The 13071-nt window shown below is 62.0% G+C and carries 12 protein-coding genes; 9 read left to right on the plus strand and 3 right to left on the minus strand.

Annotation, left to right across the window (positions count from 1 at the left end; translation table 11 throughout):
- The first annotated feature begins 13 nt into the window (after positions 1–13).
- Positions 14–1441: a hypothetical protein gene (locus A0W34_RS12695; RefSeq protein WP_081557761.1), complete on the plus strand. Its 1428-nt coding sequence runs from the start codon at positions 14–16 to the stop codon at positions 1439–1441.
- Positions 1442–1754: 313 nt separating this feature from the next.
- Positions 1755–2417 (plus strand): GAP family protein, encoded by a 663-nt coding sequence (locus A0W34_RS12700; RefSeq protein ID WP_042922581.1) that lies wholly within the window; start codon positions 1755–1757, stop codon positions 2415–2417.
- Positions 2418–2468: 51 nt separating this feature from the next.
- Here the strand turns inward: A0W34_RS12700 and A0W34_RS12705 are convergent, their stop codons facing one another.
- Positions 2469–3932, minus strand: coding sequence for a glycoside hydrolase family 5 protein (locus A0W34_RS12705; protein ID WP_081557762.1), 1464 nt, complete (start codon positions 3930–3932; stop codon positions 2469–2471).
- Positions 3933–4108: 176 nt separating this feature from the next.
- Here A0W34_RS12705 and A0W34_RS12710 point away from each other — a divergent pair, with 176 nt between their 5' ends.
- A complete protein-coding gene (locus A0W34_RS12710) occupies positions 4109–5029 on the plus strand; it encodes an alpha/beta hydrolase (protein ID WP_081557763.1) in 921 nt (306 codons plus the stop codon).
- Positions 5030–5045: 16 nt separating this feature from the next.
- Here the strand turns inward: A0W34_RS12710 and A0W34_RS12715 are convergent, their stop codons facing one another.
- Complete coding sequence (locus A0W34_RS12715; RefSeq protein WP_042922652.1) at positions 5046–6248, minus strand: PucR family transcriptional regulator; 1203 nt, start codon at positions 6246–6248, stop codon at positions 5046–5048.
- Between the two features lie 196 nt (positions 6249–6444).
- On the opposite strand from A0W34_RS12715, the gene A0W34_RS12720 reads away from it, so the two are divergent.
- The 5 genes from A0W34_RS12720 to A0W34_RS12735 all read left to right on the plus strand — a co-directional run bounded on the left by A0W34_RS12720 (position 6445) and on the right by A0W34_RS12735 (position 11009).
- Positions 6445–6702, plus strand: a complete 258-nt coding sequence (locus A0W34_RS12720; protein ID WP_003942271.1) for a DUF3311 domain-containing protein — start codon at positions 6445–6447, stop codon at positions 6700–6702.
- Positions 6699–8195 (plus strand): sodium:solute symporter family protein, encoded by a 1497-nt coding sequence (locus A0W34_RS12725; RefSeq protein WP_003942149.1) that lies wholly within the window; start codon positions 6699–6701, stop codon positions 8193–8195. Before A0W34_RS12720 ends, A0W34_RS12725 begins: the two co-directional genes overlap by 4 nt.
- On the plus strand, positions 8192–9781 hold the full coding sequence (locus A0W34_RS12730) for an amidohydrolase (protein WP_081557764.1): 1590 nt from the start codon (positions 8192–8194) through the stop codon (positions 9779–9781). The genes A0W34_RS12725 and A0W34_RS12730 overlap by 4 nt, the downstream gene beginning before the upstream one ends.
- A 50-nt stretch (positions 9782–9831) precedes the next feature.
- Entirely contained in the window at positions 9832–9987 is a 156-nt protein-coding gene (locus tag A0W34_RS32770; protein ID WP_155419219.1) for a hypothetical protein, read from the plus strand.
- Positions 9988–10094: 107 nt separating this feature from the next.
- Entirely contained in the window at positions 10095–11009 is a 915-nt protein-coding gene (locus tag A0W34_RS12735; protein WP_007735104.1) for a tyrosine-protein phosphatase, read from the plus strand.
- Between the two features lie 174 nt (positions 11010–11183).
- Here the strand turns inward: A0W34_RS12735 and A0W34_RS12740 are convergent, their stop codons facing one another.
- Positions 11184–11759 (minus strand): TetR/AcrR family transcriptional regulator, encoded by a 576-nt coding sequence (locus A0W34_RS12740; protein ID WP_030535586.1) that lies wholly within the window; start codon positions 11757–11759, stop codon positions 11184–11186.
- A 108-nt stretch (positions 11760–11867) separates the two neighbouring features.
- Between A0W34_RS12740 and A0W34_RS12745 the strand changes: the two genes are divergently transcribed.
- A complete protein-coding gene (locus A0W34_RS12745; protein ID WP_081557765.1) occupies positions 11868–13049 on the plus strand; it encodes a GDSL-type esterase/lipase family protein in 1182 nt (393 codons plus the stop codon).
- Positions 13050–13071: the final 22 nt, after the last annotated feature.

A 13071-nucleotide genomic window follows, 5' to 3' on the forward strand; every position in this document is an offset into this window, starting at 1 on the left:
AACAAGGAGCGCGATGCATTCATCAAGAACACTCGTAGCTGCGGTGGCGCTGAGCGCGATCACTGTATTTGCCGGGGCTGGGTCCGCGGTTGCCGCGCCGGCGGTCGGATCTGTCGATTTCGGCTCGTCGAGCGGATCCGGATCAGGAACCGGTTCGGCTAGCGGATCCGAATCTGGTTCTGTCGATTTCGGATCCGGCGGACCGGACGTCGAGCATCCGGTGTCGACCTGCTTCTGGTCCGTGCCGATCAATCCCGAGCGCGCGGACCCACAGCTCAACTACGCCTTTCCTGACACCGCGGCGATTTACTGGGCTGCGCAGTTCACAATCCCCGAGAACGCCGAGTTGGTTATCCGAGGGCAGTATGCGCATGCGCGCTATCAGTCGTTGAACTCGTACAACGCAGCAACCGCGATGCCGACCGCCGTCCTCAATGACATTTCGACAGCTCCCGACGCAGGTTCGCGCAACACCTATCTTCCCGGTGCCGGTCGATCGAACGAAAGCGCCAGGTCTTACACGGCTTCCGTCCTCAACGAGGCCTCGCCTGCTGAGCCGAAACCCAACACCTTGTATGCCGGTGTGCCAGGTCAGGACCGGATAAGCCTGCTTTATCGCATCTACCTGCCGGACAACGGGCGTGATCTCACCGGCGGCGTTGGACTGCCGGAGCCAGAGCTGCACCTTTCCGGCGGTCAGGTGTTGCGCGGGCAGGATCTGTGTTCAGCGGTCGGTGCGGACAACGGAATCTTGAAGCCGGCTTCGCTGTCGCTGGACACGTACAAGGCATTGCGTGACCAACCGGGCAAGCCTGCGACATTCCCTTCCGAGCAGACACCAGTCTGGCGGGCGTACTACAGCGCCGAGTTCACGCTCGGCTGTACCTATCTCGGCAAATGCGATGGCACACCCCAGCGGGTGGGCGGGCAGTACTCCAACATCGACAACAGCTACGTCACCGCCGAAGTCAACCGTGGGTTCGGCGAAGTTCTAGTACTTCGGGGAGAGTTGCCGAGGACTCCGAAGACGACAGGCGGCGCAAAGAATCTCGACAGCGCAGTCGACATGCGGTTCTGGTCGATGTGCAGCAATGAATCGCTGGCAACGACGAAGGTAGCGACGTGTCTGTTCGACGAGCAGATGGCCACTGATGCGGATGGTCGCTACACGATTGTCGCGTCGCTCCCTGAAGACCGACCCGCAAACGCTACGAAGGAATGTGGGGTGTCATGGCTTTCGCTCTCGCCGGCCGGTGACGGCGCAGGGCACCCCGACGATTCCCTCTTGATCATGCGGAACATGCTGCCGGCCAAGGACTTCAGCCACGCTGCACACGACACCAAGACGCCCGGTGACGAGAAGGCAGTGATGGGAGAGTATCTGCCGGACGGGCAATATACGTCCAAGCTCGCGTTCGAGGGCAGTGGCTGCGCGAAGTAACCCGTCCCTACGCGTGAGGTCACTACTCGAGATTGTGTCTGGTGATCCTCCTCGATGATGTCGGCTGCGCTCTGCTGCGAGCGCAGCCGACACACCGTTGACCAAGTCTTTTCGCGATCTTCGGTGGGGAATCGAGGCCTGCGGTTCAGGCACTCATCCCTTTCGAATGAGGCATCAACTACGCAGGCGCTCGCAGTGTCAGCATTGTCGCGCAGCGGTATCGGCTGTGCTCTGTTGTCCGCCGTGGCGGACAGGGGCGGCTTTTCTCGCCTACCGCCTATCCTGCTTGCCGCAATCAGAAATGAGTTTTGACATGGGTTCCGTTGTCGGAGAACTTCTCCCGTTGGCCGTCGGTGTCGCCGTGTCGCCGGTGGCCGTCATCGCCACCATCTTGATGTTGCTCTCCAAGCGAGCGGGTAGCACCAGCGCCGGGTTCGCGGTGGGCTGGTTACTCGGAATCTTCATCGCTACAGTTCTTTTCGTCATCTTGTCCAGTGCCGTCAGCACGTCAGACGACGGACCGTCCGCCACGGTTTCGTGGATCAAACTAGCTCTCGGTGTCCTCCTGTTGGCCGTCGGGGTCAAGCAGTGGCGGGGGCGCAGCGGCGAGCACGAAACACCGAAGTGGATGCAAGCCGTCGACGAGATGACCGCGGTCAAGGGATTGGGCCTTGGATTCGCGCTCGCCGCGATCAACCCGAAGAACCTGCTCATGTGCATCGCGGCCGGAGTGTCGATCGGCTCGGCGTCGTTGGCGACCAGCGGAGCGATCACCTCGATTCTCGTATTCACGGTCATCGCCAGTTCAACTGTCGCGATCCCGGTCATCGGATACCTGGTGGCTGCTGATCGCCTGCGAAAGCCATTGGCCAATCTCAAAGTCTGGCTCGAGGACAACAACACCACGGTGATGAGTGTGTTGATCTTGGTCGTCGGAGTTGTTCTGATCGGCAAGGGAATTGGCGGAATCTTCTGATACCCGCTCTTTCGCGTGGTGTGAACGCGCGATTCCCGGATGATCGTTCGATCAGGCGCGCTTGACCGCGTAGTCGCCGTCGGCGTGACCGATCAGTTGCCATCCGCCCTCGATCGGGGACAGTCGGACGTCGGAGAGATTCGTGGTCTCGAGCTGTGGCCGGTCGGTGCCGGGGTACCAGGCCTCGACCCGTCCGGTGCCGCTCCCGTCAAACCCGTCACGCGATACCTCCGTCAGCGAGCCGGGCGCTGCCCGCGGATACGCTCGCGAGAGTGGCGCGGCGAATCCCTTTACGAGCCCGAGTGATTCACCGGACGGGCAGTCGATGCGATTCAGATTTCCCTGCGGCTGGTGGGTATTGCCGTCGCGAACCGGGTGGGGGTCACCGCACGCTTGTGTCCACGACCACCACGCGCCGCCCATCCGGTACCTGTCGGTGGCATCGACGAAGCGGTCGACGTCTGCTCTCTGCTCGTCGGCGTCGCCGAACCAACCCCATTCACCTGTCCACAACGGTGCGTCGTACCAGGCGGCAGCGAGGTCGGCGATCTTGAATCCGTCTTCGATTCCGGGAAATTCGCTACTGACCGTTATCGATTCGCTGTAGAGATGGGGCGAGAAGACCACCAGGGGATCGGTCAGGTAATGGCGTGGAGGCAGCGCGTCGAGGCCGAAAGCCGACCAGATCGCGCTGGGCTCGAAGAACACGAGGTGTGGAAATCCTCCTGCTTCGGCCTGTCTGATGGCGTCGGTGGCCCGCTTGTAGAACTGCCCGATCTGATCAGCTGCCGTGAATGGATCGCGCAGGCCGGGGTTCGGTTCGTTCAACAGGTCGTATCCGGCTACAGCTGGTTCGTCTTTGAACTCGGCAGCCAACCGCGCCCACGTCGCGACGAGGCGACTCTGGATTCCTTGCTCGTCGTCGTAGAACGCCTGGAAGGCATGGGCGATCGCGGGTGCGGCTTCCCTGAGTCCACCGATGTTGCAGGTTGTCCATCCGCCGGTCAGGGTTGCCCACTCGGGTGCGCCGTCCCAGCCGACTCCCGGCTCCATGAAAGACGGGCACGACTGGTCGCTCGGGGTGCCGACGTACGGGCCCCATGCATCCTGATGCATGTCGAGAACGGTGTAGATGCCGTGGTCTTTTGCATCCTGGACCGCTACTCGGATGCGGTCGACGTACGCAGTGTCGAATGCACCGCGGGTCGGTTCCAGGAGGGACCACGCGACGTTGAGCCGGACGACGTTGAAGCCCAGCGCTGCCATCTGCGCGAAGTCCGTTCTTCCCAGCGGCGTAACGGTGGGTAGACCGGTGCCGTTGGTTGCGTAGTCATTGAGACCGTTGGCGTTCACGCCGCGGAGCAACACCGTTCGTCCGTCGACGTCCTTGATCGTTCGATCTGCGACGGTCAGTTGGGGGAGAGTCCAGCCCGGATCCGGTGGTGCAGCGTTCGCCGCCGGAGTTGCAATCTGGAGGACCAGGATTGCGAGGGTGGCAAGCAACAGCGCACGCATCCATCGACCTTTCTAGACAAACGTCCAATTCCGAGTCGAGGCTAGCGTGAGAAGACCTCTTTCCGGCGCGGTTTGCTCATACCTGTCACGGCCCCGCGTTGCCGAGAACACGTCGGACACGTGCTCCTGCTGGAGGTGTCATCATTGTCGACAAGTCTCGACCCGAGGGAGCCCTGGTGAAGCTTGCATTGACTGATCTGATCGAACAAATGCCTCGTGACGATTTGGCGAGTACGCGAGCGTTCTATGCGTCGCGGCCTGCCGGTGTCGGTCCGAGTTCCCTGCAGGAACTGCTTGTGGTGCGAGCATCCAGGGTGGTTGATCCCACGGCGAGCCGGGCTGTTGAACACGCACTCGACATCGAGGGCCGATCCGTTTCGGTGCGCGTAGTCACTCCGAAAGACGGCGATGTCAACGGGGTCTATCTGTATCTTCCGGGTGGGGGTTTCTACATGAGTTCAGCGGCCAGCGCTGACGCCCGAAGCATGAGACTTGCCGACGAGGTCGGGGTGGTAGTGGTTACCGTCGATTACCGGCTTGCACCGGAATTCCCTTGGCCGGCAGCGCCGGACGATTGTGAGGCGGTCGCCTTGTGGCTGCTTGATGTCGCTGCCGAACGGTTCGGGACGACCAGGCTCGCCATCGGTGGCGTGTCGGCGGGAGCAACCTTGGTGACGACGACGTTGCTGCGCCTTCGTGATCGAGGTCTGGCCAAGGCATTTTCGGGTGCGGTGCTGGAAGCGGGCACGTACGACGTCAGTGCCCAGACTCCCGCGGGCCGCACCATCAGCGACGAATACTTCATCGAAGCCTACGTCGGCCATGTCGATGATCGCACTCTTCCGGATATTTCTCCGACATTCGGCGACCTCAGCGGCCTGCCGCCGACCCTCGTTGTCGTTGGATCAGAAGACGTGGTCCTGGCAGAGAACCTTGCCATGGTGGCGCGACTGTCGGCGGCCGGAAACGACGTCGACTTGCGTCTCTATCCTGATGTCCCGCATGGATTTACAAACCATCCAACGCCTGTTGCCCGCCGCGCTGCGTCGGATATGGGTGCCTGGCTTGGGCAATGTCTCGACGGCGAGTCGGAGTGACAAGCACGGGCGCGGTTCAGCGTGCCGAGGACACGCGGCGCGTGTTCGGTGTCAGATGGTGGTCGAGCGTTCGGCGATGAAACAGTTCGAGGCTCACGATAGATTTCATCAGGCCGTCGAGGGTTCGCGCATCCCATCCGGTCAGATGCTGCCAGCGGTCGAGTCGATACGTGACAGAGTTCGCATGCAGGTGGATGTCACGGGCGGCAGCGCTGACGGAGAACCCGCTTCGGGCGAAGGCGCGGACGGCATCCATCAGATGTGAGTGCTCTTCGGCCACGGACGCCCCAGCCTGTAGAAGCGGCAGCAGCTCGTCCTGGTGGGTGGCAAGAGTGGCGATGAGCCATTCGTCGGCAAAACTGACCGTCGTGCCCGGCGCTGTCGCCAACTGCAATGTGCGCTCGGCGTCTTTGATGCTTTGAGCTGCGCCGACGAGCCCGACCCGGGGCATCCCGATACCTAGTGAAGTTCGTGGATGATCTCGCATGATTGCGTGGATGACTTCGGTTGGTTCGCCCTGACACATCACGATTACTCGGGAGCCATGTCGACTGCAATGCGCGACAGCATGCACGGAATCCAGGGTTCGTTGCAGGTTTTCCACTTGTGCTTCTGACCATTCCTCCTCGACGGCCGACAGTGCTTGGAACGATTTCTGTGTATCGAATCCGAGGGTTTGTGCCAGCTCTCGGGCGTTGCTCAGTTCCATATCCGTTGCACTGTGCAGTGTTTCGAAGAATCGGTATCGAACGCCGGCGCGGATGGCCTGCTCGCTGCGCGTTGCCTCGGAGTGTCCGACTGCGACTGCGCTCGTCGCGGCGTGAACGAGGTCCCAGAGTTTGCCGCCTGCTTGCAGCAGCTCGTGTGTTGGTTTCGTGGACCGCTGGACCATCGTGTCCCAGAGCTCACGAGATGCAATGTGATAGGTCTCGATGACATCGGAGAGGGGGAGCCCTTGCATCGCGCGACGGCGCCCGAGTTCGCGGTTTCGGTCGGTGTCTTCTGTGGTGATCGTTTCGTTCTCGGCGACGGCACACAGCATTGCGGACAACTGTTTGCGGATGTAGTTGCCTTGCTCGGCCACTGGTACCGCGGAGTAGGCCGGGAGTTCGCTGCGAATCTGTTGTACCGCGCGCTCGGTGAGCGCTTCGAGCTCGTCGGAAACCTCGCGACACAACCGTCGGATCGTGTCTTCTTCTTCGACGTCGGTTACGTCCACGGGGTTACTCCTTTGTGCGTGCTTGGTCTTGCGTCCCGTGAATTTCACGAACGAGCGTCGTGGATTCCGGGGTTCACCCATGGTCCCGCCATAGTGACGGGAGGCACACTCAACGCTAGACCGGACGACGATTCGACGGCAAAACGCCCCTCGCCTCATCTGCTCCGGATCGATCAACGGCTAAGGAGCCACAATCATGTCCAACGAGGCGAAGAGTGCCTTGCTCGCAATCGGAGTTCCGTTCGTCGGGGTGCTGGGCGGGATAGTTGCGCTCTCCGGATCCGAACTGACTGTTCTCGGATTTCCCATTTTGTTCGCGTGGCTTTTCCTGTGGATGCCGCTGACCTCGTTGTGTCTCCACATGGCATGGAAGTTCTTTGACCGCAAGGACTTCGAGGAAGCGGAACGAAACGAACTGGCTCAGGCCAAGACCGAGATCGGGGATCCGACATGATCGCTGCAACATTTACGCTCGTGCTACTCCTCGCGCTCGGCGCCGGAGTGCTTTCACGCCGTGGAAGCAAAAAAGAGATCTCCGACTACCTCGTGGGCGGGCGATCTTTCGGTCCCGTGCTGGTTTTCATCCTGGGAGCAGGTGAGGCCTACAGCATCGGTACGCTCATTGGATTCCCCGGCGGTGTGTACGCCCACGGGGCAAGCTACGGCGTCTGGTTCATCGGATACATCTTGCTTGCCTATCCGATCGGATACTTCTTTGCGCCCTACCTCTGGCGGGCAGGTAAGCGGTACAACGCGATGACGCTGCCCGATGTGGCCGGGCGGCACTTTCGGTCGCGCGGGTTGGAACTGACAATCGCGATTGCCTCGGTAGTCTTCCTCATTCCCTGGGGGCAGTTGCAGCTTGCCGGCCTCCAGGTCGCGCTGAGCGGACTTGGCATCACCATCAACCCGACGGTGGCAGTTTTCGTCGGCGCTGCGCTTGCTCTGCTCTTCCTCCTGCTTTCGGGTGTACGTGCACCGGCGTTCGTGTCTTACGTCAAGGACGCAGCTCTGCTGCTGGGAGCGATCCTGATCGGACTGGCCGCCACGGCCAAATCCGGCGGTATCACGAAGCTCTTTGCCGATGCGGCATCCCATGGGGCCGGGCAGGCCTCGCAATCCACCGTCACCGGTTCGTCGCTGACCTTCGTGCTCACCACAATTGTGTTCCAGTCACTCGGCTTTTTCGTCTTCCCCTTCATCGTGCAGGCCGTGCTATCGGCGAAGTCCGAGGCAACCCTCAAGCGAGTCGCCCGATTCAACCCGCTGTACATGCTCATGTATCCCTTCCTCGTCGCTGCTGCCTTCGGAGCAATTTCATTGCTGCCCAACAAGCTCGAGGGCGCAGAGTCCAACGAGGTCCTCCTGCAACTGTCCCGCCTCGTGCTCCCGGACTGGCTGACCGGAGTGGTGGCGGGTGGTGCGGCACTGTGCGCGATCGTTGTTCTGTGTGGCTCGGCGCTGGGAATCGGCTCGATCGTCTCGCGAAACATCGTTCCTGGAATACCCGAATCACGTCAGAGAGTGTGGGTGCGCGGGGTCATAGTCGCCTACCTCGGCCTCTCGCTGATCCTCACCCTCGCCGCACCCCAATTGCTGCTGACGCTGGTGAATACCGCGTATTACGGGGTGACCCAGGCCGTGGTGGTGTTCGCGACGATGATCTTCGGGTGGAAGCTGCGACCGGCAGCGCTCGCGATGGGCGTGGTGCTCGGCGACGTGCTGGTGCTCTGGCTGTACCTCGACACACACGGCACGGTATCGATGTGGTTGGCGGACAAAGGCATGAACATCGGTGCCGCAGCCCTTGTTCTGAACGTGTTGTTCGTGTCCGCCACCCGGGTGATGTGGCCTCCTGTCGAAGCGGTTTCGGGCCTCCGTGCAGAAAATCGATCGGCACCAGTGCCTTGCCCCGCAGTCCCGACCGCGAAGGCGGATATCCGATGACTCGGACACTACTCACCGCAGATGCAATCCTCACCCAAGACGCAGCGTCACCCCAGGTTGAGGCGCTCGTCCTCGATGGAGGCCTGGTTGTCGCCACCGGAAGTCGAAAGGACATGGGGGAGTACACCGGACCGGAAACTCGTCGGCTCGATCTCGCCGGCGCTACTGTGATCCCGGGGCTGATCGAGTCGCACATTCACCCGACCTACTCCGGCTTGACTGACGGATGGGCTGATTGCCGGACGCCACCGTGCGCCTCGATCACGGATATCCAAGGGGCTCTGCGGAACTCAACTCCCACTCACGGCTGGATACGTGGATGGGGGTACGACGACACACAACTTCGAGAAGGTCGCCATCTCACACGCGATGACCTCGACGCAGTCTGCACCGACCGCCCGATCATCGTTCTGCACATCTCGGGGCACTTTGCGGTGGCAAACACTGTTGCGCTTGCAACTGCAGGCATCGACGAATCGACGGTGGATCCAGGGGACTCGCAGTTTCCGCGTGGGGCGGACGGGAGGCTCACAGGGATGGCCTGGGAAATCGACGCCGTGGCACGGTTGAGTGGCGCGATACCAGACCTGACACAGGCAGAGGTGCAGACCGCGTTGCTGCGTAGCTTGACACTGGCGCGTTCGCGAGGAATCACGACCGTCCACGATCTAGGGGTCGGCCTGTCGGCGGGCATGCAGGAGTTGGCCGCCTATCGTGCCCTGGACACCATGGGCGAGATGCCCGCGCACACGGTTGGCTTCCTTCGGGGTGATCTCGCGATCGCAGAACTGGAGGAAAGGAACATCGCTTTCACGGCTGCACCGGCCCCAGGGTCACGCTTCCGCCTGGCCGGCGCCAAATTCTGGGCGGATGGGTCCATTCAAGGATTGTCTGCAGCCTTGCGAACTCCGTATACCTGCAGCCCGAACCATCACGGTGATCTGCTCTATCCGCAGGAGCAACTCGACGACATGGTTCTCCAGGTGCACCGCGAGGGAGGTCAGGTCGCGGTGCACGCCAACGGCGATGCGGCTGTAGCCGCCGCCATCGCGGCGCTGCGCAGTGCGCACCGCAGTGACGGACGTCGAGCGCGGCACCGTATCGAGCACTGCCAGGTGAGTGGGCCTGCGGATCTCGAGGCGATACGTGATGCCGAGATCGGGGTGAGCTTTTTCGTCAACCATGTTTTTCATTGGGGCGATCGTCACCGTGACCGTTTCCTCGGTCCTGAGAGAGCCGGCAACCTGGACCCGCTGGCGTGCGCCGATGACATCGGCTTGAAATTCGGGCTGCACTCGGATTGCCCGATAACGCCGATGGATCCCCTCCAGACGATTAGGACTGCTGTGAATCGGCTGACCATGGGCGGTGCCGTGCTTGGCGCCCACCAACGGATCGGAGTGCAGCGTGCAGTGCAGGCGATGACTGTGGACAGTGCGTACTTGGTCCATGACGAAGGACGGGTGGGGATCTTGGCGCCGGGTCGTCGTGCGGACCTTGTCGCGCTCGACGGCACTCTTGCTGCTCTCGCAGACGCTTCGTCCGACATTCCTCAGCCTGCACTGGTCATGGTCGACGGCCGGTAGCGCATGAGATTGATTTCGTCCCAACGGATACCAGCTCGAGGTGGAGATTCGTGCAGTTGCTCGACAGTGAAGTTGTTCGGCGCTGTGCAGTTACGGCTGCCGCCGCGGCCGCGGTCTGTCGTTCGATCGGGCCCGGCGTGGTCGATGGCGACGCAGTGACGGGCAAGAGTTTCTTCCTGCAGGATGGCGGCTGGCCGGGCACCTGAACACATGTCCGGTTTCTGGAGCAAAGTCGGGACGAGGAGCGTGCCACCCTTGTAATCTCGCACGGGAGTTTGCGGGGCGCGGGGTATCCCGCACAGCGAATGAGAGGATGAAGGTGACAACTGTCTACACGCGCCGCCGAGGGGCGCGCCCCTTCGGAATCGCCCTCGCTGCGCTGGTCGCTATGGGTGCGGCCCTGACAGGCCCCACACTCGCCTCCGCTTCGAGCGGCGACCTGCAATTGGGTTCGAGTCAGTTCGGATCGTCCGGGGAGCAACCGCCGCTGCCGGAGATCCCACCGCCGTCCGCGGCCGAGATCAGGCTCGACGAGGCGCGGAACTTCCGCGATATCGGCGGGTATCGGACTACCGACGGCAGGACCGTCCGGACAGGCCTGGTGTTCCGTTCCAACAAGCTCAGCTCGCTCAATGAGACTGATCTGGCAAAACTCACCGCCGCGAACCTGACCCTCGACGTCGACCTGCGCAACGCCTCCGAACGTGCGGAGGATCCCGATCGGATCCCCGCCGGGGTCACCTACCAGGTCGCCGACGTCGTCAGTATCGAACACGGCATCGCGTTCCACGAGTTCGTTCCCCTGACCCTCGGTCGCGCGTTGATCGACGGCGCAGTCAAGGGAACCTCGAACATCGGCCAGAGCATCGGCTACCCGTTCATGGTCAACTACCGTGGTTCCGATGTCGCCTTCCGTGACCTGCTGACTGCGATCGCGAACAACTCCGACGGCGCAACCGTCTACCACTGCAGTGCAGGGAAGGACCGCACCGGTTGGGGTACCGCGATCCTGCTGACCATTCTGGGTGTCCCGCGTGAGTTCATCAGTGCCGATTTCATGGCGTCGAACACGTACCTGGGCCGGGACGACGCGGTGGACCTGTCGTGGCTCGATGCGGCGTATGCACAGGTGGACCGGCTCTACGGCGGTATGGATACTTACGTACGGGAGGGCCTCGGCGTCGACCAGGGCACTGTCGACTCTCTGCGCGCCAAGCTTCTCCTCTAAGCGGAGCTCCACGCCCGGCTTCTTGCCTACTCGGACCTTCTTCTGTCCCAGTGCGACCTGTGGTTGCGGGAGCGCGCGATTGTGTGGCGCCGCTCCTGGGGTGGGCCCGAGGTTTCTTGGCCGTGTGCGATCACCAAGTGGCGCAAGAACTTGGCGCGCAATAATCACGACTGGTCATGGACTCGACGCTGGCCAATTGGTCAGCATCGAATCGAGAGCCTCGAGGATTCTTGCCCAGCTTTCGGCGCTGTCCGGTGCACTGTGGCTGAACGATCCACCCAGCTCGAGGCTGGCGTACCCATGAAAAACGCTGCCGAGCAACCGAACTGCGTGGGTCTGATCGAGATCGGTGAGGTTGTACCCGCGCAGAATCGATCGCATCATCTGCGAGTGTCTGAAACCCGCGCTCGCGGCCGCGGCCTCCGGGGTGAGGCGCATCTGTGACGCGGCGTACCGACCAGGGTGTGACCTCGCGTAGTTGCGGTACACGTTCGCGAAGGCGGTCAAGGCGTCGCGGCCGGACCGACCGGCCACGGCGTCGGCAGCCTGGTCGGCCATCTCTTCCAAGGCAAGCAGCGCGATTCTGGTTTTGAGGTCGTTCGAACTTTTCACGTGCGAGTACAGGCTTGCGACCTTGACGTCGAACGCTCTGGCGACCGCCGATACGGTCACCTGCTCGAAGCCCACCTCGTCGGCCAATTCGGCGCCCGCCACGGCGAGGCGTTCGGGTGTCAGTCCTGCGCGAGGCATGTCCGTTGGTCCTGTTCGTCGAGAAGTGAAACCGCTTGCCTAAATAGTATAGGCAAATTACTGTGTGCTGTAGTTAAAACCTTCGCAACTTATCTACAGGTGAATGAGATGAACAGCCAGAGCAGCTGGATTACTACCGTAATTTCCGAGGACATCGTGCGCGGAGCCCTCGAGCTCGAGCGGACCGAACGCGGTGTGCTGACACACCGTCTGCCTGCCAGAGCTCGCACGCAATTCGCTGACGGGCAGATGGCAATGGCGCAATCACAACCGTCCGGAGTGCGGCTGGTGTTCCGAACCAGCGCTACGGCCATCGAACTCGACACTCTGCCCACGAAAATGATCTACATCGGTGCTCCGCCGAGGCCGCAAGGGGTGTACGACCTGATCGTCGACGGCGAACCAACCGGGCACGCAATCGCTGAGGGTGGCAACACGGTGACGATCGACATGGCGACCGGTACCGCTCAGAGACAATCCGGACCCGTCAGCACCATCCGCTTCGCGGACTTGCCCGCGCGATCCAAGACCGTCGAGATCTGGTTGCCGCACAACGAAACCACCGAACTTGTCGCATTGCGAACCGACGCCCCGCTCGAACTCGCAGTCGGCACGAAGCGTGATGTGTGGCTCCATCACGGAAGCTCGATCAGTCAAGGCTCCGGCGCTGAAAGTCCCTCCCGCACTTGGCCTGCTCTCGCAGCCTCCCTCGGCGGCGTGGATCTGATCAACCTCGGGTTCAGCGGCAGCGCTCTGCTGGACCAGTACGTCGCCCGCGCTATGCGAGACACTCCTGCCGACCTCATCAGCATCAAGATGGGCATCAATCTGGTCAACTCCGACGTGATGCGCCTGCGGGCCTTCACGTCGGCAATGCACGGCTTCCTCGACACGGTCCGCGACGGCCATCCAGTGGCTCCACTGCTGGTCGTCTCGCCTGTCTATTGCCCGATTCACGAAGACACGCCTGGACCTGGTGCATTCGATTTCGACGCGCTTGCCAGAGGCGAAATGCGATTCGTTGCTACCGGCGATCCTGCCGAGCGTGCAGCCGGAAAGCTGACGCTGCGCTCTATTCGGGAAGAGTTGGCGCGCATCGTAACCCAGCGATCGGCGGCTGATCCCAATCTGCATTACGTCGACGGGTGCGATCTCTATGGTGCGGCCGAGAACGAAGAGTTGCCGCTTCCCGATCAGCTCCATCCGGACGCTGCGACGCACCGTCTCATCGGCGAACGCTTTGCCCAACGGGTATTCGCAGACGACGGCGCATTCGCACGCACGGTGTGATCGCGCAATCTGGTTCGATCGG

The sequence above is a fragment of the Rhodococcus sp. BH4 genome, assembly GCF_002079265.1.
GTDB lineage: Bacteria > Actinomycetota > Actinomycetes > Mycobacteriales > Mycobacteriaceae > Rhodococcus_F > Rhodococcus_F qingshengii.